General features: G+C 65.7%; 30 protein-coding genes. 13 read left to right on the top strand and 17 right to left on the bottom strand.

Translation table 11 applies throughout. The annotated features are described in order from the left end of the window. Window positions 1–8: 8 nt before the first annotated feature. From rimM to JMF82_RS04655, 4 genes are all read right to left on the bottom strand, one after another. Window positions 9–524 carry a ribosome maturation factor RimM gene (rimM, locus tag JMF82_RS04670; RefSeq protein ID WP_201313366.1) on the bottom strand — a complete coding sequence of 172 codons (516 nt, stop codon included), beginning with the start codon at window positions 522–524 and terminating at the stop codon, window positions 9–11. A gap of 2 nt (window positions 525–526) precedes the next feature. Further along, window positions 527–781: a 30S ribosomal protein S16 gene (gene rpsP / locus JMF82_RS04665; RefSeq protein WP_038616072.1), complete on the bottom strand. Its 255-nt coding sequence runs from the start codon at window positions 779–781 to the stop codon at window positions 527–529. 142 nt (window positions 782–923) lie between these two features. Then, window positions 924–2,306 (bottom strand): signal recognition particle protein, encoded by a 1,383-nt coding sequence (gene ffh, locus JMF82_RS04660; RefSeq protein ID WP_201313365.1) that lies wholly within the window; start codon window positions 2,304–2,306, stop codon window positions 924–926. Between the two features lie 60 nt (window positions 2,307–2,366). Next, the gene (locus JMF82_RS04655; protein WP_201313364.1) at window positions 2,367–3,635 is read right to left on the bottom strand and encodes an alpha/beta fold hydrolase; all 1,269 of its coding nucleotides are present in this window, start codon (window positions 3,633–3,635) and stop codon (window positions 2,367–2,369) included. Between the two features lie 187 nt (window positions 3,636–3,822). Here JMF82_RS04655 and ccsA point away from each other — a divergent pair, with 187 nt between their 5' ends. The 3 genes from ccsA to JMF82_RS04640 are packed head-to-tail and all read left to right on the top strand — an operon-like array spanning window position 3,823 to window position 6,104. After that, entirely contained in the window at window positions 3,823–4,626 is an 804-nt protein-coding gene (ccsA, locus tag JMF82_RS04650; protein ID WP_236585292.1) for a cytochrome c biogenesis protein CcsA, read from the top strand. Next, on the top strand, window positions 4,623–5,483 hold the full coding sequence (purU, locus tag JMF82_RS04645) for a formyltetrahydrofolate deformylase (RefSeq protein WP_201313363.1): 861 nt from the start codon (window positions 4,623–4,625) through the stop codon (window positions 5,481–5,483). The genes ccsA and purU overlap by 4 nt, the downstream gene beginning before the upstream one ends. A gap of 12 nt (window positions 5,484–5,495) precedes the next feature. Beyond that, on the top strand, window positions 5,496–6,104 hold the full coding sequence (locus JMF82_RS04640; protein WP_201313362.1) for a glutathione S-transferase family protein: 609 nt from the start codon (window positions 5,496–5,498) through the stop codon (window positions 6,102–6,104). 604 nt (window positions 6,105–6,708) lie between these two features. On the opposite strand, the gene radA is transcribed toward JMF82_RS04640, so the two are convergent. The 9 genes from radA to JMF82_RS04595 all read right to left on the bottom strand — a co-directional run bounded on the left by radA (window position 6,709) and on the right by JMF82_RS04595 (window position 13,468). After that, on the bottom strand, window positions 6,709–8,088 hold the full coding sequence (radA, locus tag JMF82_RS04635; protein ID WP_201313361.1) for a DNA repair protein RadA: 1,380 nt from the start codon (window positions 8,086–8,088) through the stop codon (window positions 6,709–6,711). A 72-nt stretch (window positions 8,089–8,160) separates the two neighbouring features. Continuing rightward, on the bottom strand, window positions 8,161–9,249 hold the full coding sequence (gene alr / locus JMF82_RS04630; RefSeq protein ID WP_201313360.1) for an alanine racemase: 1,089 nt from the start codon (window positions 9,247–9,249) through the stop codon (window positions 8,161–8,163). Between the two features lie 183 nt (window positions 9,250–9,432). Next, window positions 9,433–9,654, bottom strand: coding sequence for a hypothetical protein (locus JMF82_RS04625; RefSeq protein WP_201313359.1), 222 nt, complete (start codon window positions 9,652–9,654; stop codon window positions 9,433–9,435). Between the two features lie 10 nt (window positions 9,655–9,664). Beyond that, window positions 9,665–9,817 carry a DUF3309 family protein gene (locus JMF82_RS04620; protein WP_038616052.1) on the bottom strand — a complete coding sequence of 51 codons (153 nt, stop codon included), beginning with the start codon at window positions 9,815–9,817 and terminating at the stop codon, window positions 9,665–9,667. A 161-nt stretch (window positions 9,818–9,978) separates the two neighbouring features. Beyond that, the gene (locus JMF82_RS04615) at window positions 9,979–11,406 is read right to left on the bottom strand and encodes a replicative DNA helicase (protein ID WP_201313358.1); all 1,428 of its coding nucleotides are present in this window, start codon (window positions 11,404–11,406) and stop codon (window positions 9,979–9,981) included. A gap of 209 nt (window positions 11,407–11,615) precedes the next feature. Next, entirely contained in the window at window positions 11,616–12,065 is a 450-nt protein-coding gene (gene rplI, locus JMF82_RS04610; RefSeq protein ID WP_038616048.1) for a 50S ribosomal protein L9, read from the bottom strand. A 221-nt stretch (window positions 12,066–12,286) separates the two neighbouring features. Beyond that, window positions 12,287–12,517, bottom strand: coding sequence for a 30S ribosomal protein S18 (gene rpsR / locus JMF82_RS04605; protein WP_111983860.1), 231 nt, complete (start codon window positions 12,515–12,517; stop codon window positions 12,287–12,289). A gap of 16 nt (window positions 12,518–12,533) precedes the next feature. Continuing rightward, window positions 12,534–12,935, bottom strand: coding sequence for a 30S ribosomal protein S6 (rpsF, locus tag JMF82_RS04600; protein ID WP_111983861.1), 402 nt, complete (start codon window positions 12,933–12,935; stop codon window positions 12,534–12,536). 206 nt (window positions 12,936–13,141) lie between these two features. Then, a complete protein-coding gene (locus tag JMF82_RS04595) occupies window positions 13,142–13,468 on the bottom strand; it encodes an iron-sulfur cluster assembly accessory protein (protein WP_201313357.1) in 327 nt (108 codons plus the stop codon). Window positions 13,469–13,602: 134 nt separating this feature from the next. Here JMF82_RS04595 and asnS point away from each other — a divergent pair, with 134 nt between their 5' ends. From asnS to JMF82_RS04560, 7 genes are all read left to right on the top strand, one after another. Further along, the gene (gene asnS / locus JMF82_RS04590) at window positions 13,603–15,003 is read left to right on the top strand and encodes an asparagine--tRNA ligase (protein WP_201313356.1); all 1,401 of its coding nucleotides are present in this window, start codon (window positions 13,603–13,605) and stop codon (window positions 15,001–15,003) included. A gap of 14 nt (window positions 15,004–15,017) precedes the next feature. Beyond that, complete coding sequence (locus tag JMF82_RS04585) at window positions 15,018–15,896, top strand: MalM family protein (protein ID WP_201313355.1); 879 nt, start codon at window positions 15,018–15,020, stop codon at window positions 15,894–15,896. Window positions 15,897–15,934: 38 nt separating this feature from the next. Continuing rightward, complete coding sequence (locus JMF82_RS04580) at window positions 15,935–16,249, top strand: hypothetical protein (RefSeq protein WP_201313354.1); 315 nt, start codon at window positions 15,935–15,937, stop codon at window positions 16,247–16,249. A gap of 28 nt (window positions 16,250–16,277) precedes the next feature. Continuing rightward, complete coding sequence (locus tag JMF82_RS04575) at window positions 16,278–17,066, top strand: SDR family NAD(P)-dependent oxidoreductase (RefSeq protein ID WP_201313353.1); 789 nt, start codon at window positions 16,278–16,280, stop codon at window positions 17,064–17,066. Between the two features lie 177 nt (window positions 17,067–17,243). After that, a complete protein-coding gene (locus JMF82_RS04570; protein WP_201313352.1) occupies window positions 17,244–18,695 on the top strand; it encodes an aldehyde dehydrogenase in 1,452 nt (483 codons plus the stop codon). An 11-nt stretch (window positions 18,696–18,706) separates the two neighbouring features. Continuing rightward, window positions 18,707–19,375, top strand: a complete 669-nt coding sequence (gene can / locus JMF82_RS04565; RefSeq protein ID WP_201313351.1) for a carbonate dehydratase — start codon at window positions 18,707–18,709, stop codon at window positions 19,373–19,375. Beyond that, window positions 19,372–19,809, top strand: a complete 438-nt coding sequence (locus JMF82_RS04560) for a Rid family hydrolase (protein WP_201313350.1) — start codon at window positions 19,372–19,374, stop codon at window positions 19,807–19,809. The genes can and JMF82_RS04560 overlap by 4 nt, the downstream gene beginning before the upstream one ends. A 72-nt stretch (window positions 19,810–19,881) precedes the next feature. Here JMF82_RS04560 and JMF82_RS04555 read toward each other — a convergent pair whose 3' ends face one another. From JMF82_RS04555 to JMF82_RS04540, 4 genes are all read right to left on the bottom strand, one after another. Further along, window positions 19,882–20,127, bottom strand: coding sequence for a hypothetical protein (locus JMF82_RS04555; RefSeq protein ID WP_201313349.1), 246 nt, complete (start codon window positions 20,125–20,127; stop codon window positions 19,882–19,884). Window positions 20,128–20,309: 182 nt separating this feature from the next. After that, the gene (hutG, locus tag JMF82_RS04550; protein ID WP_201313348.1) at window positions 20,310–21,095 is read right to left on the bottom strand and encodes an N-formylglutamate deformylase; all 786 of its coding nucleotides are present in this window, start codon (window positions 21,093–21,095) and stop codon (window positions 20,310–20,312) included. A 92-nt stretch (window positions 21,096–21,187) separates the two neighbouring features. After that, on the bottom strand, window positions 21,188–22,534 hold the full coding sequence (gene gorA / locus JMF82_RS04545; RefSeq protein WP_201313347.1) for a glutathione-disulfide reductase: 1,347 nt from the start codon (window positions 22,532–22,534) through the stop codon (window positions 21,188–21,190). A 57-nt stretch (window positions 22,535–22,591) separates the two neighbouring features. After that, complete coding sequence (locus tag JMF82_RS04540) at window positions 22,592–23,851, bottom strand: FAD-dependent oxidoreductase (protein ID WP_201313346.1); 1,260 nt, start codon at window positions 23,849–23,851, stop codon at window positions 22,592–22,594. A gap of 53 nt (window positions 23,852–23,904) precedes the next feature. On the opposite strand from JMF82_RS04540, the gene JMF82_RS04535 reads away from it, so the two are divergent. The 3 genes from JMF82_RS04535 to JMF82_RS04525 all read left to right on the top strand — a co-directional run bounded on the left by JMF82_RS04535 (window position 23,905) and on the right by JMF82_RS04525 (window position 26,673). Beyond that, window positions 23,905–25,314, top strand: coding sequence for a hypothetical protein (locus JMF82_RS04535; protein WP_201313345.1), 1,410 nt, complete (start codon window positions 23,905–23,907; stop codon window positions 25,312–25,314). 89 nt (window positions 25,315–25,403) lie between these two features. Continuing rightward, complete coding sequence (locus JMF82_RS04530) at window positions 25,404–25,967, top strand: C40 family peptidase (RefSeq protein WP_201313344.1); 564 nt, start codon at window positions 25,404–25,406, stop codon at window positions 25,965–25,967. Window positions 25,968–26,214: 247 nt separating this feature from the next. Then, window positions 26,215–26,673 (top strand): MarR family transcriptional regulator, encoded by a 459-nt coding sequence (locus tag JMF82_RS04525; protein ID WP_201313343.1) that lies wholly within the window; start codon window positions 26,215–26,217, stop codon window positions 26,671–26,673. Window positions 26,674–26,677 lie beyond the last annotated feature (4 nt).

The following is a 26,677-nucleotide window of genomic DNA, read 5'->3' as shown; positions in this document are numbered from 1 at the left end:
TGGCGCGCTCAGAATTCAGGATCCCAGTCCACCACCATGCGTTCACCGGACAAGTCCACCGAACGCACATACGAACCCTGGATAAAAGGAATCAGCCGCTCGCGCGTACCGTCCTTCACCACCACGACATCGTTGGCGCCGGTCGCGAACAGATGACTGACCCGTCCCAGTGCCACGCCTTCCGTGGTGACGACCTCCAGACCCTCGAGGTCGACCCAGTAATACTCATCCTTGCCGGGAGGCGGCAGCAGTTCGCGGGCGACATGGATGTCACGTCCCACCAATGCTGCTGCGGCGTCTCGATCGTCGACTCCAGGCAGTTGGGCAACGAGCCCCTTGCCTTGCGGACGACCTTTGACTCCCGTGATCTCCGTTTCCACACCCGGCGCCGATGTGAGCAGCCAGGGTTGGTAGGTGAAGATCTTCGTGCGGGGCTCGGTCCAGGATTCGATCTTGAGCCAGCCCTGCACGCCATACAGCCCGACGATGCGTCCCACGAGGACGCGCCGGCCGGCTGCCGTCATGCTCAGGCAGCCTGCTGCTTGCCGGCTTCCTTGACGAGGGACGCGACCTTGTCGGTCAGCTGCGCACCCTTGCCAATCCACTCCTGCACGCGGGCGACGTTCAGCTCAAGGCGCTTGTCCTTGCCCGAAGCCACCGGATTGTAGAAACCCACGTTCTCGATGCTGCGACCGTCGCGCTTGTTGCGCTGATCGGTGACAACGATGTGGTAGAACGGACGGCCCTTGGCGCCGCCGCGCGAAAGACGAATCTTGACCATAAATAAAAGCTCCAGAGTTGCCGGAATGCCGGCAGCACGCACGTGGCCGTGCGCGGTGAACGCGACATTTTAATGAATTTTGGGGAAAAAGGAAGAGCTGACAGGCAGATCCGACCGAAGTCGCCGGCCGGGGCGTTCAGCCTCAGCGCATCGGCGGGAAACCGCCGCCCATGCCGCCCATGCCCTTCATGGCGCCACGCATCTGCCGCAGGAGACCCTTGGTGCCTCCCTTGGAAAGCTTGGACATCATCTTTTCCATCTGCATGTACTGCTTGAGCAGACGGTTCACGTCGGCCGGCTGCGTGCCCGAACCGCGTGCGACGCGGGCGCGACGCGAGCCATTGAGCAGATCCGGGTGGCGACGCTCCTTCTTGGTCATCGACTGGATGATCGCGACCATGCGCTTGATCTCGCCGTCATTGACCTTGGATTTCACGTTCTCGGGCAGCGCGGACACGCCGGGCAGCTTGTCCATCAGGCCGGCCAGGCCACCCATGTTGCTCATCTGCTCGAGCTGGTCGCGCATGTCGTTGAGATCGAAGCGCTTGCCCTTGATGACCTTCTCGGCGAGCTTCTGTGCCTTCTCCTGGTCGACCTTGCGCTCCACTTCCTCGACCAGCGACAGCACGTCGCCCATGCCGAGGATGCGCTGCGCGACGCGGTCGGGATGGAAGGGTTCCAGCGCATCGGTCTTCTCGCCCGCACCGAGGAACTTGATCGGGCGACCGGTGACATAACGCACCGACAACGCCGCGCCACCGCGCGCATCGCCGTCGGTCTTGGTCAGCACCACGCCAGTGAGCGGCAGCGCCTCGGCGAAGGCCTTGGCGGTGTTGGCCGCATCCTGGCCGGTCATGGAGTCCACCACGAACAGCGTTTCGACCGGCGTGATCGCGGCGTGCAGCGCCTTGATCTCCGCCATCATCGCCTCGTCCACGTGCAGGCGGCCGGCGGTGTCGACCAGCAGCACGTCGACCACTTCGCGGCGGGCGGCCGCGATCGCGTTCTTCGCGATGTCGACCGGGTTCTGGCCCGCCTCGGACGGGAAGAACTTCACGCCGACCTGCTCGGCCAGCGTACGCAGCTGCTCGATGGCGGCCGGACGGTACACGTCGCAGCTCACCACCATTACCTTTTTCTTCTTGCGCTCGGTGAGGAAGCGGGCGAGCTTGGCCACCGTGGTGGTCTTGCCGGCGCCCTGCAGGCCCGCCATCAGCACCACGGCCGGCGGCTGCTGGGCAAGATTGAGTTCCGTATTGGCCGTGCCCATCAGCGCGGTCAGCTCATCGCTGACCACCTTCACCAGGGCCTGGCCCGGCGAGAGGCTCTTGAGCACTTCCTGGCCCACCGCGCGCACCTTCACGCGCTCGACCAGCGCCTGCACCACCGGCAGCGCCACATCGGCCTCGAGCAGGGCGATGCGCACTTCGCGCAACGATTCGCGGATGTTTTCCTCGGTCAGGCGACCGCGGCCACGCAGGCGGTTGACGGTGGCGGAAAGGCGTTGGCTGAGCGATTCGAACATGGCAGACAGGAGTCCAGGGACAAGCCAGTAAATATAGCAGAGGCACGGATCACCACGGGATCAGCCCCGCGGGGGCTGGGCCTTGATCCAGTTCGCGATGTCCTGGATGACCTTCCCGTCCACGTGCGCCGGCGCCTGATAGTCGGCCGGCGTGCCGCTGCTGCCCGAGGGCATGAACAGGTGGCTGAGACCGTCGTAACGGCGGAAGGCCACGTGCTTCTGCCCCGCCAGCGCGGTTTGCCAGCGGGCAAAGTCCTGTTCGGGCGACACCTGGAAATCGCGGCCGCCCTGGAGCAGCAACATGGGCATGCCTGACGATTTGGCCACCGCCACCGCGTCGTAGTCGCGCAAGCTCAGCCGATAGCTCTGCGGGGCGCCGCCGAACGTCCCGGCAAGAGCCGCGCCAGGCCCGGCCAGCGCCAACCGCTGCTTCTCTTCCGCGATGGCCTGCTCGCGGCGGGCGATCCGCTCATCGCTCAAGCCCTCCCGCTGGCCCAGGTCCCGTACCTGCTGGGCCTGCACGTCCAGCAGCGATCGCGCAGGTGCCGCCAGCAGGACCAGCCCGGCCAGCGAAGGATCGCGCTGGCCGATGCGTGGCGCCATGTAAGCGCCCAGGCTGTGGCCGAGCACGAACACGCGATGCGGATCGATGCCTGGCTGTGCACGCGCCAGCCTGATCGCCGCCTGGGCATCGTCGGTCACCTCATCGTCGATGGTGAGGTCAGCGCGCCCCGCCATCTGCGCCGCATACGTCAAGGTGCGCTTGTCGTAGCGGAGAGTGGCGATGCCGTCCGCGGCCAAGCCACGCGCGATGTCGCGGAAAGGCTTGTTCGGCCCGATGGTCTCGTCGCCATCATGCGGGCCCGAACCTGCCACCAGCACCGCGACAGGGAACGGCCCCTGCCCCGGCGGCACGGTGAGGATGCCGGGAAGTGGGCCGAGGGGTGTCGGCACATCGACGCGTCGCGCGCCGTCGTCCAGCGGCGCCGTGGAGACGGAGGCCGACACCGGCGCGAAGCGCAGCCCGGCAATCTCGCCCCCGGCATTGCAGGCCACCCGCATGACGAGTTGGCCCCGCGCGAAATGCAGGGGCGTCTCGACCAGCGCACCGTTGCCCGGCGAGCCGAACCTCGGCGCTTCGGCATGATCAAACGCGCCGAATTTGGCCGGCAGCATGTGTTGCCACACGGCCTGCAGTTTCTGCGCATCCACCGCGGCCTTGACGGACGCATCGAAATGACCGGTCGCCGCGGCGAAATCGCCCTTGCGCAACGCGTCGAGCAGGTCCGTCGATCGCGTCGTGCAGGTATCCGCTGCGGCGTGGGCCATGGACGCCCACCCGATGAGGCCTGCACACAGCACCTGGCTCATCCGACGCTTCATCGCTGCTGCTTCCCAAGGCAAGTGGATCGGCCCGCGGGCGACCACCCCATGAGCGGGGCGAACCTTGGGCAAACCGTCGCGTCCCCGCAAGTGCCGTTCACGCGCTGACGGCCCTGTGCCACACTTCCCCGCCATGCTGACCGCCGCCGCACTGATCGCCATCGTCGACTACCTGCTCGCCGCGGGTCTTCCCACCTGGCCGCTGTTCGCTCGCCACAATACGTCGTCGGTGCTTCAGCGCGTGGCGTTGGCCGCGGCCACGGTGGCGGTACTCACGCACGCAACCATCCTGCTCAGCCTGCATAGCGGCAAACTGGACCTGCATTTCTTCGCGGCGCTCTCCCTGGTGGCCTGCGTGGTATCGGCGCTGACCCTGGTGGTGAACATCTGGCGCCCGGTGGCGGCACTGGGCGGCATCGTCTTTCCGTTGTCCGCGCTGCTGCTCGCCATCGACACATTCGCCGCTCCGCCCACCGCCCCACAACCGCTGGAGTGGCAGATCAAGCTGCATGTCACGGTGGCGCTGCTCGCTTTCAGCGTGCTCTCCATCGCCGCCGTGCTCGCCATTCTGCTGGCCATCCAGGAGCGAGCGCTGCGCCATCGCCAATTCGGCCCCTGGCTGCGCTCGCTGCCCCCGCTGACGCTGACTGAAACCCTGTTGTTCCGCCTGATCGGTGCAGGCTTCCTGCTGCTCACGCTCACGCTGCTGACCGGCATCCTGTTCGTCGACAACCTGTTCGGGCAGCATCTGGTGCACAAGACGGTATTGTCGATCATCGCCTGGCTCGTGTTCGGCGCGCTCCTGTTCGGACGCTGGCGTTATGGCTGGCGCGGCCGCAGCGCGGTCAACCTCACCCTGGTCGGCATGGGCGTGCTGTTGCTTGCCTTCTTCGGCACCAAGGCGGTGCTGGAACTGATCCTGCATCGCATGCCATGAGCGCTGCCGGCCAGTTCGTGATCACCCTGTCCTGTCCGGATCGTGCCGGTATCGTGGCGGCGGTCTCGAACCACCTGGCGGCGAACCAATGCAACATAGTGGAAGCCCAGCAGTTCGGTGATGCCGAAACCGGGCGTTTCTTCATGCGGCTGGTGTTCGAGAGCGCACAGCATGGCCTGGAGCCGCTGCGCACCAGCTTTGACGACTTCGCTCCCTCGCTGAAGATGCAATGGACGCTGCGCGACCGCTCTCGGCGCCGGCGCGTGATGCTGCTGGTGTCCAAGTTCGATCATTGCCTGGCGGACACCTTGTACCGCTGGCGCATCGGCGAACTGGCAATGGATATCGTGGGCGTGGTGGCCAACCATCCGATCGAGACCTATCGCCACCTGGACTTCGACGGCATCCCGTTCCACTACCTGCCGGTCGAGCGCGACGGCAAGGTTCAGCAGGAAGCCGAACTGTGGTCGCTGATCGGGCAGTCGGGCGCCGAACTGGTCGTCCTTGCGCGCTACATGCAGGTGCTGTCCAGCGAACTCGCCGGTCGCCTCGCCGGCCGCTGCATCAATATCCATCATTCCTTCCTGCCTGGATTCAAGGGCGCCCGCCCCTATCACCAGGCGCACCGGCGCGGCGTCAAGCTGATCGGCGCCACGGCCCACTTCGTGACCGGCGATCTCGACGAAGGCCCGATCATCGAGCAGGACATCGAGCGCGTGACGCACGCGGACACGCCCGATGACCTGATCCGCATCGGCCGCGACATCGAACGCCGCGTGCTGGCCCGCACGCTTCGCCTTTATCTCGACGACCGTGTATTGCTCAACGGCAGCAAGACCGTGGTTTTCCATTCCTGACGGGAGATGCTCGTGGAATTGATCGGCATGCTCGACTCGCCCTATGTACGCCGCACGGCCATTTCGCTGCGCCTGCTGGGCATTCCATTCACGCACCGCAACTGGTCGGTCTTTCGCAACTTCGACGAGTTCCGACGGGTGAACCCGCTGGTCAAGGCGCCCACGCTGGTGCTGGACGACGGCACGCTGCTCACCGAGTCCAGCCTGATCATCGACTGGGCGCAATCCATCAGCAGCAACGCGCCGTTGATGCCCGACGATGCCGCGCAACGCCTGCGCGCCACGCGCCTCATCGGCATCGCCATCGCCGCCAGCGAGAAGAGCGTGCAGATCGTGTACGAGCACAAGCGCGACGAAGACAAGCGCGATGCGGGCTGGCTGCACCGCGTGCAAGGACAGCTGCGCTCGGCCTATGACCTGCTTGAGCGCGAGGTGGATGGCGCGAATGGATGGCTGTTCGGCAACACGCCGACGCAGGCGGACGTGTCGATTGCCGTGGCCTGGGGCTTCACCCAGATCGTCGCCGCCGACGTGATCGACGCAGAGGCCTATCCGAACCTGGCGCGGTTCGCCCGACAGGCGGAACAGCACCCGGACTTTGCGGCCCTGCCGCCGGTGTAGGCGACGGACGACTTCCTTGTGGCCCAGTGCGCGATGGCAGAGTCTCGGCGTCATTGCTCTGTAGGCTTTTCGCGCACAGGGTGCGCTCCTACAGAGGTAGGGAGGAATTTCGCGAGCCCCACCCCTCACCCCCGCCCTCTCCTCGCTCCTCAAAGCCGCGACCATCCATGGCCGCTCCCCGCGTGCCCCGGAGGGGAGAGGGAGGAAGGGTGCGGCACCCCATAGACTTCATTGCGGCTCAGCGAAGTGGCCTTAAGTCCTCTTCGCGACGGCGCGTGGCGGTGTAGCCGCTTCGTTCGAGGTAATAACGAGCCCTTCCCGGTTGACCTCAGTCGTCCGACGCTCCTATCCCCCGTACTGCTAAGAGCCTTGGCTCTGAAGGCCATTTTCTTTGGGTTACTTTTCTTTTGGGCCAGCAAAAGAAAAGTGACTCGGCGGCCGGCAGGACGTCGAAACGCCCGCTGCGTAAGCGGCACTCTTGCGACAGCGTGGCTACCGAAGGCAACATCCCGCTCTCACAAGAACCACAACCATGCCGCCCACCGCGAAAGGCTGTCGCGCACAGGGTGCGCTCCTACACGCGGGGTGGTGTGGATGGGGTTTGCTAGCGGCAGGCTTCCAGCGCCTGCGAGAGGCGCTCCACCGCCACCACTTCCATCTCCCCGACCTTGCCCTTCTTGGGCGCATTCGCCTTGGGCACAATGGCCTTCTGGAAGCCGTGATGCGCGGCCTCCTTCAGACGCTCCTCGCCATTGGGCACCGGACGGATCTCGCCCGACAGGCCCACTTCGCCGAATGCGATGGTCTTCTCGGGCAACGGACGATCGCGCAGCGAGGACAGCACCGCCAGCAACACCGGCAGATCGGCGGCGGTTTCCTGCACGCGGATGCCACCCACCACGTTGACGAACACGTCCTGGTCGTAGGCCGCCACGCCACCGTGCCGGTGCAACACCGCCAGCAGCATGGCCAGGCGGTTCTGCTCCAGGCCCAGCGCAACGCGGCGCGGATTGCCCAGCGACGATTGATCCACCAGCGCCTGCACTTCCACCAGCAACGGGCGCGTACCTTCGCGTGTCACCATCACGGCGCTGCCGGAAGTCGGCCCGCTGTGCGCGGAGAGGAAGATCGCCGACGGGTTGGTCACTTCGCGCAGCCCCTTCTCGGACATGGCGAACACGCCCAGCTCGTTCACCGCGCCAAAGCGGTTCTTGAACGCGCGCAGCACGCGGAAGCGGCTGCCGGATTCGCCTTCGAAGTACAGCACCGCGTCCACCATGTGCTCGAGCACGCGCGGACCGGCGATGCCACCTTCCTTGGTGACGTGGCCGACCAGGAATACCGAGGTGCCGGTTTCCTTGGCGAAACGCGTGAGCTTCGCCGCCGACTCCCTCACCTGGCTCACCGACCCCGGTGCCGCGGCAAGCAGTTCGGTCCAGATGGTCTGTATGGAATCGATCACCAGCACGCGCGGACGGCTGTTCAATGCCTGCTCGATGATGCGCTCGATGCAGGTTTCCGCCAGCGCGTGCAGCGGGCCCAGCGGAAGGTCCAGGCGCTGCGCGCGTGCGGCCACCTGCGCCAGCGACTCTTCGCCCGTGACGTAGACGCTGGGGACCTGCGTGCCCAGCGTGCCCAGCATTTGCAGCAACAAGGTGGACTTGCCGATACCGGGATCGCCGCCGATCAGCACCACCGAGCCGTCCACGAGGCCGCCGCCCAGCACGCGATCGAGCTCACCGATGCCGGTCAACGTGCGCGTCTCCGCGCTCAGCGCCACGGCCGTCAACGGCGTGACCTTCGGCGAGCCCGCGGCCGCGCCGGCATAGCCGGTCGTGCGTGCCGCGGCTACCGATTTCACGGCAGGCTGCACCACGAATTCGCTCAGCGTGTTCCACGCGTTGCACTCGATGCATTGGCCCTGCCATTTGGAGTGCTCTGCGCCGCAGTCGGCGCAGACGTAGGCGGTCTTGGCTTTGGCCATGCGGATTCCCTGGAAACCGTTGCTTGATGCGGTGAGCTTAACGGGCCGCCATCGCAGGCGGCGAGACGCGGATCAGTGCTCGTCCTCGACGAACAGTACGCGACGGGTCATGCCGCAGGTCAGGTCATAGGAGATGGTGCCCGCCTGCGCGGCGATGATTTCCACGGGAAGCTCCGGACCCCACAGCGTCACGCGGTCACCCACCCTGGCTTCGGGCGCCTGACGCAGATCGAGCGTGATCAGGTCCATGGAGACCCGGCCGATCAGCGGTACGCGCTGCTCCCCGACCAGCACCGGCGTACCTGCCACGGCGCTGCGCGGATAGCCGTCGCCGTAGCCTACGGCGGCGACGCCCACCGGCATGTCTTCCGGGCAGGTCCAGGTGCCGTTGTAGCCGATGCGCTCACCCTTGCCGATGCGGTTGATGGCGATCAGGCGCGTACTCAGGGTCATCGCGGGGCGGAAGCCGAAGTCTGCGCCGGTCTTGCCGTCCACCACCGAAAGACCGTAAAGCAACCCGCCCGTGCGCACCCAGTCGCCCTTGGCCTCGGTCCAGCCCAGCACGGCAGCGGAGTTGGACAGCGAGCGAGGCCCGCGCAAGCCTTGCGTGGCTTTGGCGAAACGCGCGATCTGCGCGAGCGTTTCGGTGCCATCGAACACTTCCGACTCCGCGAAATGGGTCAGCAGCCCGATCTCCGGATCGATGCCTGGCATCGCCGCGAGTTGCGCATGGACGAAAGCCACTGCCTCCGGCGCGAAGCCGAGGCGATGCATGCCGCTGTCGACCTTCAGCCACACGCGCAACGGGCCACGCGCGGGCGAGGCCTCCTTGAGCCACTGCAACTGGTCCTCGTGATGGATCGCGGCATCGAGGCTGAGGCGTTGCATCTCGGCGATGTCGCTGGCGCGATCCGGGCCCGACAGCACCACGATGCGTTGCCGGTGCCCGGCCGCCCGCAGGCGCAGGCCGTCTCCCAATGCCGCCACGGCAAACGCATCGGCGTCGCCATCCAGCGCCCGCGCGACACGTTCCAACCCATGGCCATAGGCATCGGCCTTCACCACGGCCATGACCTTGGCAGGAGCCGCCAGTTGCTTGATGCGGGCGAGATTGTGGCGCAAGGCGCCGAGATGGATGGTAGCGACGGTGGTGCGGCTCATGCCTGCTCGGCGCCGGCTGTGGCGCGTGACGGAAGGAGTGGAAGCATACGGACCGGCTGGTCCCGGACAAGGCTGCCAGCTTAGCAGCCTTGTCCGGGACCAGCCGGCTTTGCGTGTTTCACCCTAGCGCCAGGCCACGTCGACCGCGGGCCATTGGCATGGCATTTCGAGGGCGGACGACCGCTAGTCGCGATCGTCGCGCCTCGTGCAGCGCTCCATGGCCGCGCGATGAGCCTTGTTGTACTCGTGCTGGGTCATCGCTCCGGAAGCAAGCGCGTCCTGCAGATCGCTCATTTGCTTGCCGCAGGTTTCATTGTTGGTCTGCACCACGTGAGTGCGACCGCCGCAACCACCCAACGCCAGGCAAGCGGTTGCCAGCAACGCAGGGATCACGACTCGGGTCATGGCAGCATCCTCAGATAACACCCAGGACCAGCAGAACGATCAGGATGATCAGGATCAGCCCCAGACCGCCGCTGGGCCCATACCCCCATGCGCGGCTATAGGGCCAGGTAGGCAGCGCACCGAGCAACAGCAATACGATGATGAGCAGAAGGATCAGCGACATGCGTTGTGCCTCTTGCGATGGAGACGGCACGAGGTTGCGCCCGCGGATGTGAACCCGCCACCGGTTTTACGTGCAAGAAACGCATACGGACGCGATCGGTACAGGCACCATTCGCAAAGCGGAACGGTGCCTTAAGTGCGGCGTGCTTGCCCTGGGCCGCGTCAATCGAACGCGCCGACGAACGAATCGGGCGCGTAGTTCTCGAACTTGGTGTAATGACCCAGGAAGGTCAGCTTCACCGTATCGGTAGGGCCGTTACGCTGCTTGCCGATGATGATTTCGGCCAGGCCTTTGTCCGGCGATTCCTTGTTGTAGTACTCGTCGCGGTAGATGAACATGATCACGTCCGCGTCCTGCTCGATAGCGCCGGATTCGCGCAGGTCCGACATCATCGGGCGCTTGTCGGCGCGCTGTTCCAGCGAGCGGTTCAACTGCGACAGGGCGATCACCGGACAGTTGAGTTCCTTGGCCAGGCCCTTCAACGAGCGCGAGATTTCCGAGATTTCCGTCGCGCGGTTTTCCTTCATGCCCGGCACCTGCATCAGCTGCAGGTAGTCGATCACGATGAGTCCGAGGCCGCCGTGTTCGCGATGCAGGCGGCGGGCGCGCGAACGCATCTCCACCGGCGACAGGCCCGGCGTGTCATCGATGAAGATCTTGGCTTCGGACAGCAGCGCGATGGCGTTGGTGACGCGCGGCCAGTCTTCTTCAGCGAGGTCGCCATTGCGCAGGTGCTGCGCGTGGATGCGACCCACCGAGGAAATCATGCGGAAGGCCAGCTGCGAGGCCGACATTTCCATCGAGAAGATCGCCACGGCCTTCTTGCCGCGCATCGCCACCGCTTCGGCCATGTTCACCGAGAAAGCGGTCTTGCCCATCGACGGGCGCGCCGCGACGATGATCAGGTCGGAGGGCTGCAGGCCCGAGGTGAGCTCGTCCAGATCGGAAAAGCCGGTGGATACGCCGGTGAGCTGGCCCTTGTTCTCGAAACGCTCGGAGAGAATGCGGAAGGCATCCTTCACCGCCTCGCGCATCGACACCGTGTCCTTCTTGCCGCGCGCGCCGGACTCGGCGATCTTGAACACGGCCTGCTCGGCGCGCTCCAGTACTTCCTGCACGCCCATGCCATCGGGCTGGTAGCCGTCTTCGGTGATACCCACGCCGGCATCGATGAGCTGGCGCAGCACCGACTTCTCGCGCACGATTTCCGCGTAGGCGCCAATGTTCGCGGCGCTGGGCGTGGTGTTGGCCAGTTCGATCAGGTAGGCGGCGCCGCCGACCATTTCGGCCAGGCCATTGGCCTCGAACCAGTCGCCCAGGGTCACCGCATCGCAGGGCATGCCCTTGCCGGCCAGCTCGGTGATGGCGCGCCAGATCAGGCGATGGTCCTTGCGGTAGAAGTCCTGCTCGCTCAGGCGGTCGGCCACCTTGTCCAGCGAATCGGGCGAGAGCATGAGGCCGCCCAGCACGGCCTGCTCCGCGTCGATCGAGTGCGGCGGCACGCGCAGCGCATCGATGGCCGGCGACGGCTTGCGCTCGGTACGGCGGCGGCGCCCGGATTCTTCGGAGCGGTCGGAAACGAAGGACATCGCGGTTCCTCGGAGCGAACCGGCGGCGGCGCCGACGGCATGGCAATGACCACAGAGCATACGCGGCGCCATCTCAGGCGACGAGACAATAACCCTGTGGAAAAGCTGTGGTTATCTGTGGATAAGGCGGTGGAAAACGCCACGCGCCAGACCAAAAGCAAACGGGCGCCCGGAGGCGCCCGTCTGGGTATCGCAAGCGATGATCCGGCTTACTTTTCGCCGACCACGATCACCTTGACCTGGGTCTGCACGTCGGCGTGCAGCGCGATCACGGCTTCGAATTCGCCGGTGTGGCGGATCGGGCCTTCGCCCTGGATCACTTCGTTCTTGTGCACGTCATGGCCGGCAGCCTGGAGGGCTTCGGAAATTTCCCGCGGACCGACCGAGCCGTACAGCTTGCCTTCCGGGCTGGCATTGACGGTGAGGGTCACCTCGACGCCTTCCAGCTTGGCCTTGCGGCCTTCGGCGCCGGACAGCTGCGACGCAGCCTTGGCTTCGTACTCGGCGCGGCGCTTCTCGAAGGCTTCGAGGTTGGCGGCGTTGACCGGCACGGCCTTGCCCTGCGGCAACAGGTAGTTACGGCCGTAACCCGGCTTCACCTTGACCTTGTCGCCCAGGTTGCCGAGGTTGCGGACTTTCTCGAGAAGAATCAGTTCCATGGTGGTTCCTTTTCGTTAGCGCCGGTGTGGCCCGACGCAGCCGTGGACGGTTGTCCGAATTTGGTTTTCCACTCCTTCTCCCCTTTGGGGGAGAAGGCTGGGATGAGGGGTCAATCCAGCGAGCACCTTCGACCGGAGCCCGCCTGCAGATGCCCTGTCGCGAGCACCCACCCCTCACCTCAGTCCTCTCCCCGGAGGGGAGAGGAAGCTGAAGACGTTGCTTAGACGTCGTGGTTGTCGGTGTACGGCAGCAGGGCCAGGAAGCGGGCGCGCTTGATCGCGGTCGCCAGCTGACGCTGGTAGCGGGCCTTGGTGCCGGTGATGCGGCTCGGCACGATCTTGCCGTTCTCGGTGACGTACTGGCGCAGCGTGTTGAGATCCTTGTAATCGATCTCCTTCACGTTTTCAGCCGTGAAGCGGCAGAACTTGCGGCGGCGGAAGAACTTGGACATGGCTTAGTGCTCCTGATCAGTCGTCGCTGTCGCGATCGTTGTCGTCACGGGCTTCGTCGTCGCGGCGGCGCGAGGACTTGGCGTCATCCTTTTCCTTGGACTTCAGGATGAAGGACTGCTCGGTGTCGGCAGCGTCACGCTTGATGACGAGGTGGCGCAGGACGGCGTCGTTGAAGCGGAAGCCCGACTCCAGCTCGTTCAGCACGTTCTGGCTCACTTCGATGTTGAGCATGACGTAGTGAGCCTTGGCCAGGTTCACGATCGGGTAAGCCAGCTGGCGGCGGCCCCAGTCTTCCAGGCGGTGGATCTTGCCGCCGTCGGTCTCGATCAGCGCCTTGTAGCGCTCGATCATCGCCGGGACCTGCTCGCTCTGGTCAGGGTGGACCAGGAACACGACTTCGTAATGTCGCAGGGACATTGGTGGATAACTCCTTGTGGATGCGGCCTTTTTGGGGCCTGGCAGCCTCCCGCCCTATGCGGTGAGGCAAGGTTCCATCCGAGCCTTTGGGGCGCGGACAGAAGCGGAAGTGTAAGGGAATTCAGGGGTTTGGGGCAAGCGGGTCAGCCAGGGCGCCACATCGGGCGAGGCGCGGCCTCGCGGGGCCCGGCGCCAGTCCAAGGCGTTCAGCCGACCGTAAAGCTCTCGCCGCAACCGCATTCGCCGGTGGCGTTGGGGTTGTGGAACACGAAGCTGGCGTTGAGGCCCTGACGCTGGAAGTCGATGACGGTGCCATCGATGAGGGGCAGGCTCTTGCCGTCCACGATCAGGGGAACGCCGTCGACGTTCAGCGTCTCATCGCCCTCACCCACGCTCTCGGCCAGGTCCACCACGTAGCCGAACCCGGAGCAGCCGGTCTTCTTCACGCCAAAACGCACGCCCGCGGCACCGGGGGTGCCGGCTAGGAAGGCGCGCATGCGCTCGCTGGCGGCGGGAGTAATGGTGATGGTCATGGGCAATGCAACTACCAGAGGGTTTTGGTGGTCGGAAAACGGGCGCCAGGGTCGCGACCTGAACGGAACGTCGATTATGATGCCAGATTCGTCTTATGCGTCCGATATGCGGCGCCCAGCAGGAGTTTCAATCCATGGCGGTGGTTAGCGTCAAGCAGGCTCTTTCCGGCAGCATCGAAGCCGGCAGCATCGTGACCGTGCGCGGCTGGGTCCGCACGCGGCGCGACTCGAAGGCGGGCCTGTCCTTCGTCAATGTCAGCGACGGCTCCTGCTTCGACCCCATCCAGGCGGTGGTCACCGGCGACGTCGCCAACTACGAGAACGAGGTGAAGCACCTCACTGCCGGCGCCGGCGTGATCGTCACGGGCACGCTGGTGGCTTCGCAGGGCAAGGGCCAGAGCTTCGAGATCCAGGCGACGGAAGTGACCGTCACCGGTTTCGTGGACGATCCGGAAACCTATCCGATCCAGCCCAAGCAGCACTCGATGGAGTTCCTGCGCGAAGTGGCGCACCTGCGCCCGCGCACCAACCTGTTCGGCGCCGTGACCCGCGTGCGCCACACGATGATGACGGCGATCCACCGCTGGCTCACCGAGCAGGGCTTCTTCTGGATCAACACGCCGATCATCACCACCTCCGACGCCGAGGGCGCGGGCGACATGTTCCGCCTGTCCACGCTGGACCTGGCCAACCTGCCGCGCACGCCCGAGGGCAAGGTCGACTTCCGCAAGGACTTCTTCGGCCGCGAGGCTTTCCTCACCGTGTCCGGCCAGCTCAACGTCGAGGCCTACTGCCTGGCGATGAGCAAGGTGTACACGTTCGGCCCGACCTTCCGCGCGGAGAACTCCAACACCCCGCGCCACCTGGCCGAGTTCTGGATGGTGGAGCCGGAGATCGCGTTCGCCGACCTCAACGCCGACGCCGATTGCGCCGAGGGTTTCCTCAAGGCCATCTTCAAGGCCGTGCTGGAGGAGCGCCCGGACGACATGGCGTTCTTCGCCGAGCGCGTGGCGCCCGATGCGATCAGCCGTCTGGAAGCCTTTATCGCCAAACCGTTCGAGCGCATCGACTACACCGAAGCCGTCGACATCCTCAAGAAGTCGGGGCAGAAGTTCGAATTCCCGGTGGCCTGGGGCATCGACCTGCAGACCGAGCACGAGCGTTACCTGGCCGAGAAGCACGTCGGTCGCCCGGTGGTCGTGATGAACTACCCCGAGCAGATCAAGGCCTTCTACATGCGCCTGAACGACGACGAGAAGACCGTCGCCGCGATGGACGTGCTGGCGCCGGGCATCGGCGAGATCATCGGCGGCAGCCAGCGCGAGGAGCGCCTGGATTACCTCGACCGCCGCATGATCCAGTTCGGTCTCGATCCGGCCACGTATGGCTGGTACCGTGACCTGCGTCGCTACGGCACCGTGCCTCACGCCGGATTCGGTCTCGGCTTCGAGCGGCTGCTGGTGTATGTATGCGGTTTGTCCAACATTCGTGACGCCATCCCCTACCCTCGCGCGGCAGGGACGGCCGAATTCTGATTGACGGTTATGCCATGCGTTATCGCCTGATCGCCTCCATTGCTCTCGCTGTTTCGGTCGCCCTGGCCGCCGGATGCCACAGCATGAAAACCTTCGTGCCGCCCAACCTGCGGGCGCCGGAGAACGCGAACGGCACCCTTGACCAGGCCCGCAAGACGCTGCAGCAGGCGACGCCCTGCTGCAGCACGTTCGCGGACTTTTCGTTCCAGGACAACCTGCCCTGGCAACCGAAGAAATTCGTGCTCGGCCCGGGCAGCACGGTGGTCAGCTTCAACGGCGAGCACAGCTATTTCCTGAGTTTCAGCCTGCCTCGCGAGACGCAACTGCCTTACCGCGTCGCCCTCAAGTCGGAATTGAACGGCCGCTGGCTGCGCGCCAGCTACCTGTTCGCACCGACCGTGGTGCTGCTGGATGACGCGTTCCAGCCGATCGCCACGCAGGACGTGGGCCTGTGCGAGCACATGGGCTGGACGGACGAAACCACCGGGGCCTTCGGCAGCATCGAGGTCGCCGACAAGCGCGCGCGCTACCTGGTGCTGTACAGCTCGGCCAAGCAGCAGGCCGGCAACACGTACTGGGAGCAGTCGCCGGCGGCGTTCTCCGCCGAGGCACCGGTGAAGATGGCCGCCGCCGGCACGTTCAAGGTCCCGCATGGGCCGGACGGGACGGTGTGGATCGGCATGATGGACAAGACCTACCAGGGCGCCGTGGACAACGCGATCTGCGCAAAACCGGCGCAGGGCGACGGCGTGCTGAGCACGCTGCGCGATTCGATTCCGTTCCCGGTGATCGGTGACGGCAACAAGACCGCGACGCCCGCGGCCACGGCACCCAAGAGCAGCGGAACGGACGCCTCCAGTACCCCGGCAACGGGCAGCTCGCCGAGCAGTTGAGCACGGCGGCGCCCACGCATCCCGAAGACAGGCACGGCATGATCGAGCTTTACCTCACCCTACTGATGACCGGCGTTGCCTGCTTCCTGTTGCATTTCGGATCGCAGTACCGCGTGGCCTCGCTGCTTCGCCGGCATCACCCGCACGAATGGCAGATCATCGCCGAGGCGGACGGCCAGCCCGCGAACCTGCTGCGCATCTGGATGCGCCTGCAGCTGGCCTTGCGTTCGCCGGTGCTGCCCGCGCTGGAAGACGGCGCCATCACGCGCTGGCGTCGCGCATGGCGTTACAGTCTGTGGGCGGCGTGGCTGTGCTGGTTCGGCGCACTCGGCATCCAGCTCAACGCACGCTAGATCCCTTCCACCGCAAGGAGCCTCTCCCATGCAGCTGGACCTGAGCGGGCGTCACGCCCTTGTCTGCGGTGCTTCGCAAGGCATCGGCCGGGCAAGCGCCATCGAGCTGGCCGAACTGGGCGCCAGCGTCACCGTGCTTGCGCGCTCCGCGGATGCGCTCAAGAGCGTCGCCGACGAACTGCCGCGCAAGCATGGACAGCAGCACCGCTGGTTCGCGGTGGACATGGCGCAGACCGACAGCCTGCGCACGGCGCTGGTCGACATCGTTGCGCCGAATCCGATCCAGATCCTCGTCAACAACACCGGCGGCCCGCCGGGCGGCCCCGCCTATGCGGCGGAAGTCGGCGCCTACGAAGCCGCCTTCCGCCAGCATCTGCTGGCGGGCCAGACGCTGTTGCAGGCCTTGTTGCCGGGCATGCGGGCCAGCAGCTATGGCCGCATCGTGAACGTGATATCCACGTCGGTGAAGGAACCCATCGCCGGCCTCGGCGTCTCCAACACGGTGCGTGCCGCCGTGGCGGCGTGGGCGAAAACACTGTCCAGCGAACTGGCGGCCGACGGCATCACGGTGAACAACGTGCTGCCGGGTTATACCCGCACGGCGCGACTGGACAGCCTGCTCTCGGCACAGGCCAGCACCAGCGGCCGGTCGGGCGATGAGATCGCCCAGGGCATCCTGGCCTCCGTTCCGGCCCGCCGTTTTGGCGAAGCGTCAGAAGTGGCCTCGGTGATCGCGTTCCTCTGCACGCCCGCCGCGGCCTATGTGAACGGCGTGAGCATCCAGGTCGACGGCGGTCGCACGCGGACGCTGGCCTGAGGCGGGCACACCCAGCCTTTTATATGTAGGAGCGCACCCAGTGCGCGACCGCGGCCTTGCGTCGCCACCGCTTCGTCGGCTTTTCGCGCACTGGGTGCGCTCCTACAAAAGGCACACGCCGCCGCAATACGCGCGCGTCCGGTGCATTCCCGTGCCCCAGGCCTTAAGCTTGTGCCGATGCCAACCCTGCGCCTCGCCAACCTGATCGACGGTCGCCTGCAGGCACCGCGATACGATCGCTGGCTGGACGTGTTCGAACCGGCCACCGGCCAGGTCTTCGCGCACTGTCCCGATTCCTCCGCCGAAGATGTCGCTGACGCCGTCGCCGCGGCCACACGCGCGGCGCCTGCCTGGGCGGCGACACCCACCGAGCGGCGCGCCAGCCTGCTCAATGCACTGGCCGACCTTGTCGAGGCGCGTCTCGAGGAGTTCGTGGCGCTGGAATCGCGCGACAGCGGCAAGCCCCTGGTCCAGGCGCGCAACCTGGACATTCCACGTGCCATTGCCAACCTCCGTCATTTCGCGGCCGGCATCGTGGCGTGGAGCAGCGAATCGCACGCCATGGAAACCGGCGCGATCAACTACACGCTGCGCCAGCCGCTGGGCGTGGTGGGCTGCATCAGTCCGTGGAATCTCCCGCTCTACCTGTTCACCTGGAAGATCGCGCCTGCGCTGGCCGCGGGCAACGCCGTGGTCGCCAAGCCGTCGGAGATCACGCCATGCACGGCCGCCCTGCTGGGCGAGCTGAGCATCGAGGCGGGCTTTCCGCCCGGCGTGTTCAACATCGTGCAGGGCCGCGGCCCCAGCGTGGGCCAGGCGATCGTCGAGCACGCCGCGGTGAAGGCCATATCGTTCACCGGCAGCACGCGCACCGGCGCGCAGATTGCCGCCGCCGCGGCGCCGCATTTCAAGAAGGTCTCGCTGGAGCTGGGCGGCAAGAATCCCGCCGTGGTGTTCGAGGATGCGGACCTCAGCGACGCCAACCTCGACACCATCGTGCGCTCGGGTTTCGCCAACCAGGGCGAGATCTGCCTGTGCGGCTCGCGCCTGCTGGTGCAGCGCTCGATCTATGACAGCTTCCGCGAACGTTATCTCGCGCGCGTGAAGGCACTTCGCGTGGGCGACCCGAACGAGGCGGGCAGCGACCTGGGCGCGCTCGTCTCGCGCGAGCATTTCGACAAGGTGATGGGCTGCATCGCCACCGCGCGCGACGAAGGTGGCCAGGTGCTTTGCGGCGGCGACGCCGTACGCATGGCGGGACGCTGCGTGGAAGGCTGGTTCGTCGCGCCCACCGTCATCGAAGGCCTCGGCAGCGCCGCGGTGACCAACCAGCACGAGATCTTCGGGCCGGTGGTGAGCCTCATCCCGTTCGACGATGAAGCCGAGGCGCTGGCCATCGCCAACGGCACCGGCTACGGCCTCGCCGCATCGGTGTGGACGCGCGACCTGTCGCGCGCGCATCGTTTCGGCGCACAGCTGGATTTCGGCATCGTGTGGATCAACTGCTGGCTGTTGCGCGACCTGCGCACGCCCTTTGGCGGCACGAAGCAATCCGGACTCGGCCGCGAAGGCGGTACGGAAGCGCTGCGCTTCTTCACCGAGCCCAAGAACATCTGCATTCGCTACTGAGAGCATATCCAGTGAAAAGTCCCCTCCAGAATCTGCTCGACAGCAATCGCGCATGGTCCTCCGCCGTACGCGCCGAAGACCCGCACTTCTTCGAACACCTCGCGCAGCAGCAGGCGCCGAAGTACCTGTGGATCGGCTGCTCCGATTCGCGCGTGCCGGCCACCCAGATCGTGGACCTGCCGCCGGGCGACATCTTCGTCCAGCGCAATGTCGCCAACGTGGTGTCGCACACCGACCTCAACTGCCTGAGCACCATCCAGTTCGCCGTCGACGTGCTCAAGGTCGAGCACATCATCGTCGTGGGCCACTACGGTTGCGGTGGCGTGCAGGCGGTTCTCGATGATCGCCGGCTCGGCCTGGTCGACAATTGGCTGCGCCACGTGGCCGACGTCGCGCAAAAGCATGCTCCCTTGCTCACGTCCATCGACCTGATGAACCTGCGCAACGCGCGCCTGTGCGAACTCAACGCGATGGAACAGGTGGTCAACGTCTGCCACACCACCATGGTGATGGATGCATGGGAGCGCGGGCAGAAGCTCTCCGTGCATGCGTGGTGCTACAGCCTGTTCGATGGCCACGTGAACGACCTGGGCATGCATGTCAGCTCGCGCGCAGACCTCAAGCCCGCCTATGAGCATGCGCTGCAGCGCCTTGGCACCATTCCGGAATTCAACCGGTGAGCGGGATCGTCCGGACCAGCAAGGCGCCTGCACCGGTCGGTGCCTACCCGCATGCGCGACGCGTCGGCGACCTGCTGTTTCTCTCCGGCGTGGGTCCGCGCCAACCAGCCGACAATGCGATTCCCGGCAACGTGTACGACGCGCAAGGCACGCTGGTCGGCTACGACATCGAGGCGCAGTGCCGGCAGGTGTTCGCCAACGTGCGTGCCGTGCTCGAAGCCAGCGGAGCGCGCTGGGAAGACCTGGTGGACGTCACGGTGTTCCTCACCGACATGGCGCGTGACTTCCCCGTCTACAACCGGCTCTATGCCGAATACTTCGCGGGCGTGGATGCATGTCGCACGACGCTCGGGATCACGGCGTTGCCCACGCCGATCGCCATCGAGCTGAAGTGCATCGCGTCCTTGCCCTGCAACGAAAGCGGACCGCGCTGAAGCATTCACGGGTCGTCGAAAAGAAAACCCCGGCACGCGTGCCGGGGTTTTTGCTTGGGGCAGGCGTTTGTATCAGTGACTGGTGGTCGTTGCCGGCAAGGCGGACTTGGCCGACTTCTTGGCCGACTTGCCCTTGTGATTGCTGGTGCCCGACTGGTCGGACTTCTTCTTGTGGTGATGCGAGGACGAGTGGGCCGGCTGGGCCGACGGGGCAGCCTTGGTCGCGGGCGCTGCCTGCGAGGCAGCGTCCTGAGCCATCACAGAACCGCACAGAGCAACACCCGCCACGAGCAGGGAAGCGATCGCGAACTTACGCATGATGCAGAACCTCGAACGTCATGTGTCGCGGACCCGGCCGGAACCCGGCGACGCGGGCGGCGCGACAGCTACAACATGGCACGTTTTGCGGGCCCCTTGAACCCTGGTTTTCCTCAAGCCCGCGCGCGATTTCCGGGGCTTGCGGCTTGACATTGCAAGTCCCTAACAAGGGGCGAAGTTTCTTACGCCCCCACGCACAGGCGCAGCAGTTGCAGGATCACTTGCTGCAGCGGTATCGCCTTGGCCGAGTCATACGCGAAGCTGTCTTCGTCCATGTAATTGAGTTGTGCCAGCTCCAGTTGCACGGCATGCACGTGGTCTTCCGGACGTCCATATTGGCGCGTGATGTAGCCGCCCTTGAAGCGCCCGTTGACCACGTGGCTGTATCGCGATTGGCTTTCCAACGCGGTCTGCAGCTGCTTTTGCAGCACCGGCCCGCAACTCGCGCCATCGGCGGTGCCGAGGTTCAGATCCGGCAGGCGGCCCTCGAACAGCATCGGCACATGGCTGCGGATGGAATGGCCTTCCCACAGCACCACGCGGCCATGCTCGGCGAGCAGGCGTTCAAGTTCTTGCGAGAGCATCCGATGATACGGCTGCCAGTATTCGTTCACCCGGCGTTGGATTTCCTCCGCCGTCGGTTCTTCGCCGTCCAGGTAGAGGGGTGCGCCGTCGAAACCCACGATCGGCACCAGGCCGGTTTCACTGCGGCCTGGATAAAGCGCATGACCGTCGGCCGGTCGATTGAGATCGACCACGTAACGCGACAGCTGCGGCCGCAGCACGCTGGCGCCGAGCTCCTTGGCCAGCGGCTCGTAGAGGCGGCCGACGTGCCAATCGGTGTCCGGTGCCCGGCGCGCGGCCGGATGCATGCGTGCGGCGATGGCCTCGGGAACATGGCTGCCGTCGTGCGGCAGGCTGATGAGCAGCGGCGCGATGCCGCGATCAAGCGTGAACATGCGGGTCATGCGCAAAGTCTAGCGTGGTGGAGGAAGAGGCGGCACGCGGCAGCGCGGCGCCGCGTGGCCAGGGCCGGTTGACGCCCATGGCATTACAAGCCCTAGCCCATCAACACCAGCTCTTCGGCGGAACTGGGATGAATCGCCACCGTGGCGTCGAGGTCACGCTTGCGCAGGCCCATCTTCATCGCCACGGCAAAACCCTGCAGCATCTCGTCCGCGCCCGGGCCGAGCACATGGATGCCGACCACGCGCTCGTCCTCGCCGACGCAGAGGACTTTCATCAGGGTCGGCACCGCGTGGCCCGCCACCGCCCACTGCAGCGGCGTGAACCGGGCACGATAGACGTGCACCTCGTCGCCATGGAACTCGCGCGCCTGCGCTTCGGTCATGCCGACCATCGCCAGTGGTGGTTCGGCGAAGACCACGGTGGGGATGTTCTCGTAATCCAGGCGACTGTCGGGTTGCTGCCCGAACAGGCGATCGGCGAGACGCCGGCCTGCGGCCACCGCGACGGGCGTCAACTGCGGACGTTCGGTGACGTCACCCACGGCACTGATGCCAGGCACGTTCGTGGTCTGCCAGGCATCGGTGACCACATGCCCGCTTTCGTCCGCATGGACGCCGGCCGCGTCCAAGTCCAGCCGGTCGCTGTTGGGGGTGCGCCCCACGGCCCACAGCACGGCATCGTAGGGACCGCAGGGACCATTGACCTCATCGTCGATCACGATCTCGTCGCCTTCGCGATGCAAGCCCGTGACCTGTACCTGGCCAGTGATCGCGATGCCCTGCTCGCGCATGCGCTCACCGAGCGCATCGACCAGCTCCGCATCGAAGTCGGTGAGCATGCGATTGCGCACGTGCAGCGTCACCTCGCTGCCGAGTGCGCGCAGCAGGCCGGCGAATTCCACCGCGATGTAGCCGCCACCGATGACCGCAATGCGGCGCGGCAGCTGATGCAGCGCGAAGATGTCGTCCGATACCAGCCCCAGGTCGAAACCCGGCACGTCGAGGCGGCGCGGCCTGCCGCCCGTGGCGATGAGGATCTGTGTCGCGCGCAGTTCGTCCCCACTGGAGGTGGCCACCGTATCCGGCGACACGAAGCGACCGCTTTCGGCAAACACCTGGATGCCCGCATCCGCCAATCCCGCGGCGTAGCGTTGGCGGATGCCGTCGATGTAGTTCTGGCGGAGCTGGCGGAAATGCTCCCAATCGAGCGGACCCACCTGCGTGGCGAAGCCGTAATCCTTGGCAAGCTGCTGTTGCTGCGCCAGCTGCGCGGCAAACCACAGCGCCTTCTTCGGCACGCAGCCGACGTTGACGCACGTGCCGCCGACCGCGCCGGGCTCCAGCAAGGCGACGCGTGCGCCCCGGCGGGCCGCACGAAACGCCGCGGCCAAACCACCGGAGCCACCACCCAGCACGATCAGGTCGAAGGTATCGGCCATCAGAATCTCCTGTCCAGGCGCCACCCTAAGCGAGCAAACGGCCACATGGCGTAAAGGTCATACGCCGAAGCGCGCCGGCGCATAAGGGGAAGGGTCGATCGAGGGCGTATCGCCGCGCAGCATCGCGGCAACCAGCTCACCGGTCGCCGCGGACATGCTGACGCCCAACATGCCGTGCGCCGTCGCCAGCATCAGGTTGGACCAGCGCGAACTCGGGCCGATGATCGGCACCTCGTCCACGCTCATCGGCCGCCATCCCCACCACTCCTCCAGCAACTGCGGACCCTCCGGTTCGTGCAGGCCCTGGGCTGCGCCGCGGCGCAGGGCATCGAGGCGCGTCCGGTTGAGCCCTTCGGCATAGCCTGAGAATTCCATGGTGCTGCCGAGCCGGTAACCGGTTTCCCAGGAGGTGACGCATACCGCCGCCTCGCGCAGCACGAGCGCATGGCGCGGCGCACGGGCGGGGCGCGTATAGGTGAGCGAATAGCCCTTGCCGGGCTGCATCGGCAGGCGCAGTCCAAGCGAACGGCCGAGCAGCGGCGACCAGGCGCCCAGCGCCATCACCACGCGGTCGCCGCGGAACACGCCACGCGTGGTCCGTACGTGTGCTATGCGCCCGTCCTGCAGGCCGAAATCATCGATGCGCGCGCCCGATTCGATCGAGCCGCCCAGCTCGATCACGCGACGCGCCAGCTCCGCCGCATAGCGGTCCGGTCGCAGCCGCGCATCGCCGGCATGGAACAAGCCGCCGGCCACGCCGGGCTTCAGTGCGGGCTCACGCGCTTCCACCTCGTTGCCCGCGAGTCGCTGCACCTCGACGCCCAGGCGTTCGAGCACCTGGGCATGATGCTTTTCATCCGCTTCGAACGCGCGTCGCGTGCGATAGACGTAGAGCTCGCCCTCTTCCCCGAACTCGCAGTCCAACGGCTCGTCACGCACCAGCGAGCCCAGCAGGCCACGGGAGCGCTGCAGGATCGCCGAGCGCGCCCTCGCGGCATGCTCGAAATCCCGCCAGTTGCAATGCCGGGCGAAACCCAGCAACCAGCGGAGGCGGGGCCCGTCGAAACGGGGATTGAGGTAGAGCGGCGCATCGGCCCGGAGCATCGAGCGCAAGGCCACGCCGAACATGCCCGGCATGGCCAGGGGCGCGGCATGGCTGGGGGTGATCGTTCCACAATTGCCGTGCGAACTGCCGCAACCCGGGGTACCCTGCTCCAAAACGCGCACGGTAGCTCCGGACTTCAGCAGATAGAACGCACAGGCCAGGCCGATGACGCCGCCGCCAAGAATCAACACATCACTGCGTGAAGCATCCATCCGGTTATTGTAGCGTCGCAAGCGCCCGCCCCTAACCCCGAGTGACCTGAGCGATGGAACGATCCGTTGTGCAGTTCGGCAGGTTGAAGCACGTGTGGCACCTGGTAGTGATCTGCGCGACCGTGGGAGGCGTGGCTTCCCCCGCCTGCCTCGGCGCGGAAGCACCGCAACAGCAACAACGACAACTGCAGGAATTGACGCAGCAACTGCAGCAACAACAAGCCCAGCAGAAGGCAGAGCAAGCGGAACAGCCCGCGACCGCCTCGTCGAGCACCAAGGTATCGCGCGACCTGTTCTCGGAAACCGCGCGCATGCGCAGCGACCTCGCGCGCTACATGTACCTCAAGGAGGTCATGCAGCAGCTGACCCGGGAAGATCGCCTGATCGACCAGCAGCTGCTGGCTTCGGTCGAGGACGAGCTGGGCCTCTACAGCGAAGCGGTCTATGACTTCCCGTTCGACAACCGGGTTCAGACCCCCGTGCCGCTGCCCTCGCCCGTCGACTGGCAGCCCACCAGCGCGGTGGACGAAATCGTGAAGCTGGCGACCGACCGGCGCATCGTGATGATCAATGAGGCGCACCACGATGCGCACACCCGCGAGCTCACCCTCGAACTGCTGCCCAAGCTGCGCGCCGAAGGCTTCAACTATTTCGCCGCCGAGGCGCTGGTCAACACCGATACCGACCTGATGAAGCGCGGCTACCCCATCAACACCTCGGGCAGCCAGTACCTGCACGAGCCACTGTATGGCGACATCATCCGACAGGCCATCAAGCTGGGTTTCCAGGTGGTGTCGTACGAGTCGGAAAACGACGTACTGGCCGATCGCGAACAGGGCCAGGCCAACCTGCTTTACCAGAAGGTGTTCGCCAAAGACCCGAAAGCCAAGCTGTTCGTGCACGCCGGCTACGCGCATATCGACAAGGCGCCGGGCAACCTCGGCGGCTCGATCAAGCCGATGGCCATGTTGCTCAAGCAGCTTTCCGGTTTCGACCCACTGACGATCGACCAGACCCGCTGGCGCGATATCGGGCCGATGCCGGACAAGGACCTCTACAAACGGCTGACCGCGCAGTTTCCGGTCACCGACCCTTCGGTGCTGATCAGCCGCCAGAACGGCAGCGTGTGGTCATCCGACCCCGATCGCCACGACGTGGACGTGATATTGCCGCCGCCAGGCCATCAGCGGCGACCTCATTGGCTGACCCTCAACGGGGCGCGCGTGGCACGCGTGGTATCGACCGATTTCTGCCAGGGCCAGCTGCCCTGCGTGGTGGAAGCGCACTACGCCAACGAAAGCGAAGATTCCATTCCCGCCGACCGCTACACCTTCCTCACCGCCAGCAGCATCAACACGCTGTACCTCCGCCCGGGCGAGTACCGGGTGATCGCGAAGAACCGCGAAGGCCACAACCTGGGCCAACGCAACCTCACCGTTGATGGCTCGGAATCTTCACCCTGAGCGAGACCACTTCGTCCAAAATCTGCGCTCTTTCAGATAAGTAATTGATTTGCTAGTCTCACGGCCAATCCACGCAGAAGGGATACCCGATGAGTCCGGACGTCGACGCCCCATCCACCGCGGCCGCGCCGTGGCGAACGGCGCGTCACCTCCTGCTCGGGGCGGTCATGCTGTTGCTGGTCGCTTGCGCCAGCGGGCCACGCAGGCCGGCCTCGCGCGAATCGCAGTCTGCCCTGGCCAGCCTCCCGGCGCGCGCGCCGGCCGGCAATACCGGCACCGCCAATGACGTGCTGTTTCGCGCGATCGCCCTGGTGGGCACGCCCTATCGTTGGGGTGGCAATACGCCCGACGGCGGCTTCGATTGCAGCGGCCTGGTCGATTACATCTATCGCAATGCGGCGGGGCTTTCCCTGCCGCACAGTTCGCGCGAAATGTCCGAGTTGGACGGCGAACGGGTACGCCGCATGACCGACCTGATGAGCGGCGACCTGGTGTTTTTCGGCGGCCATACCGGCATCAGCCATGTCGGCGTCTACGTGGGCAAGGGCCGCTTCGTGCATGCCCCCAACAGCGGGGGCACCGTGCGGCTGGACGATATTGACGGGCCCTACTGGCGCGACCATTTCGCCTTCGGCAAACGCCTGCTCGACTAGGGTCTGTTGACGCCATGGGCGTGACTCGCGCCGTGAGTCTTTTGCCCGCCAGACCAAGGAAGACAGAGGACGTGTGCGTCCGTACACGTCCGAGCGATGACGCCGCATGGTGGGCAAAAGGCCCCGGCCGGAAGGGTGGCCCGTCGGTGGCCTCCCAGCCTCCAGGAATGGCCCTTAGGCCTGGCCTATCGTTCCGATCGAAAAATTAAATTGTGCACAATCTAATTTTGCACTTACTATTCAACCCATGAAACGGCCACCCACCCCCGATCACCTGCTGCTGGACCAGCAACTGTGCTTCGCGCTGTATGCCGCCTCCCGCTCCTTCACCGGCCTCTACCGGCCGCTGCTGGAACCACTGGGACTGACCTACCCGCAATACCTGGTGATGCTGGTGCTGTGGGAACAGGACGGCTTGACCGTGCGCGAACTGGGGCAGCGCCTGCAACTGGACTCGGGAACGCTCACGCCCCTGCTGAAGCGCTTGCAGGCCGCCGGCCTGGTCGATCGCCAGCGGCGCACCGAAGACGAGCGCGAAGTGGAAATCCGACTCACCGTCGCCGGACTTAGCCTGCGTGAGCAGGCCAGCGACGTACCCAAATGCATGGCGCAGCGCCTGCAGCTTTCACACGGACAGATGCAAACGCTGCGCGATGAACTGAAGCGACTTACCCGGCAACTCCAACGCTCCCCCACCGAGGATTGATCCC

Origin of the sequence: Dyella sp. EPa41, assembly GCF_016586165.1 — a bacterium.
Lineage (GTDB): Bacteria > Pseudomonadota > Gammaproteobacteria > Xanthomonadales > Rhodanobacteraceae > Dyella.
The sequence above is the reverse complement of the archived record's forward strand: the minus strand, read 5'-3'. Positions and strand labels throughout refer to the sequence as shown.

What these genes read in the sequence shown, in the direction of transcription:
- JMF82_RS04555 (WP_201313349.1), bottom strand. Translation starts at nt 20,127, where the DNA reads ATGCGTAAGTTCGCGATCGCTTCCCTGCTCGTGGCGGGTGTTGCTCTG.
- JMF82_RS04525 (WP_201313343.1), top strand. Translation starts at nt 26,215, where the DNA reads ATGAAACGGCCACCCACCCCCGATCACCTGCTGCTGGACCAGCAACTG.
- asnS (WP_201313356.1), top strand. Translation starts at nt 13,603, where the DNA reads ATGGCGGTGGTTAGCGTCAAGCAGGCTCTTTCCGGCAGCATCGAAGCC.
- JMF82_RS04535 (WP_201313345.1), top strand. Translation starts at nt 23,905, where the DNA reads ATGGAACGATCCGTTGTGCAGTTCGGCAGGTTGAAGCACGTGTGGCAC.
- alr (WP_201313360.1), bottom strand. Translation starts at nt 9,249, where the DNA reads ATGAGCCGCACCACCGTCGCTACCATCCATCTCGGCGCCTTGCGCCAC.
- JMF82_RS04585 (WP_201313355.1), top strand. Translation starts at nt 15,018, where the DNA reads ATGCGTTATCGCCTGATCGCCTCCATTGCTCTCGCTGTTTCGGTCGCC.
- rpsF (WP_111983861.1), bottom strand. Translation starts at nt 12,935, where the DNA reads ATGTCCCTGCGACATTACGAAGTCGTGTTCCTGGTCCACCCTGACCAG.
- rplI (WP_038616048.1), bottom strand. Translation starts at nt 12,065, where the DNA reads ATGGAACTGATTCTTCTCGAGAAAGTCCGCAACCTCGGCAACCTGGGC.
- gorA (WP_201313347.1), bottom strand. Translation starts at nt 22,534, where the DNA reads ATGGCCGATACCTTCGACCTGATCGTGCTGGGTGGTGGCTCCGGTGGT.
- radA (WP_201313361.1), bottom strand. Translation starts at nt 8,088, where the DNA reads ATGGCCAAAGCCAAGACCGCCTACGTCTGCGCCGACTGCGGCGCAGAG.
- JMF82_RS04615 (WP_201313358.1), bottom strand. Translation starts at nt 11,406, where the DNA reads ATGTCCTTCGTTTCCGACCGCTCCGAAGAATCCGGGCGCCGCCGCCGT.
- JMF82_RS04625 (WP_201313359.1), bottom strand. Translation starts at nt 9,654, where the DNA reads ATGACCCGAGTCGTGATCCCTGCGTTGCTGGCAACCGCTTGCCTGGCG.
- JMF82_RS04580 (WP_201313354.1), top strand. Translation starts at nt 15,935, where the DNA reads ATGATCGAGCTTTACCTCACCCTACTGATGACCGGCGTTGCCTGCTTC.
- purU (WP_201313363.1), top strand. Translation starts at nt 4,623, where the DNA reads ATGAGCGCTGCCGGCCAGTTCGTGATCACCCTGTCCTGTCCGGATCGT.
- JMF82_RS04530 (WP_201313344.1), top strand. Translation starts at nt 25,404, where the DNA reads ATGAGTCCGGACGTCGACGCCCCATCCACCGCGGCCGCGCCGTGGCGA.
- JMF82_RS04595 (WP_201313357.1), bottom strand. Translation starts at nt 13,468, where the DNA reads ATGACCATCACCATTACTCCCGCCGCCAGCGAGCGCATGCGCGCCTTC.
- ccsA (WP_236585292.1), top strand. Translation starts at nt 3,823, where the DNA reads ATGCTGACCGCCGCCGCACTGATCGCCATCGTCGACTACCTGCTCGCC.
- ffh (WP_201313365.1), bottom strand. Translation starts at nt 2,306, where the DNA reads ATGTTCGAATCGCTCAGCCAACGCCTTTCCGCCACCGTCAACCGCCTG.
- JMF82_RS04575 (WP_201313353.1), top strand. Translation starts at nt 16,278, where the DNA reads ATGCAGCTGGACCTGAGCGGGCGTCACGCCCTTGTCTGCGGTGCTTCG.
- JMF82_RS04655 (WP_201313364.1), bottom strand. Translation starts at nt 3,635, where the DNA reads ATGGCCCACGCCGCAGCGGATACCTGCACGACGCGATCGACGGACCTG.
- JMF82_RS04540 (WP_201313346.1), bottom strand. Translation starts at nt 23,851, where the DNA reads ATGGATGCTTCACGCAGTGATGTGTTGATTCTTGGCGGCGGCGTCATC.
- JMF82_RS04570 (WP_201313352.1), top strand. Translation starts at nt 17,244, where the DNA reads ATGCCAACCCTGCGCCTCGCCAACCTGATCGACGGTCGCCTGCAGGCA.
- rimM (WP_201313366.1), bottom strand. Translation starts at nt 524, where the DNA reads ATGACGGCAGCCGGCCGGCGCGTCCTCGTGGGACGCATCGTCGGGCTG.
- rpsR (WP_111983860.1), bottom strand. Translation starts at nt 12,517, where the DNA reads ATGTCCAAGTTCTTCCGCCGCCGCAAGTTCTGCCGCTTCACGGCTGAA.
- JMF82_RS04620 (WP_038616052.1), bottom strand. Translation starts at nt 9,817, where the DNA reads ATGTCGCTGATCCTTCTGCTCATCATCGTATTGCTGTTGCTCGGTGCG.
- hutG (WP_201313348.1), bottom strand. Translation starts at nt 21,095, where the DNA reads ATGACCCGCATGTTCACGCTTGATCGCGGCATCGCGCCGCTGCTCATC.
- rpsP (WP_038616072.1), bottom strand. Translation starts at nt 781, where the DNA reads ATGGTCAAGATTCGTCTTTCGCGCGGCGGCGCCAAGGGCCGTCCGTTC.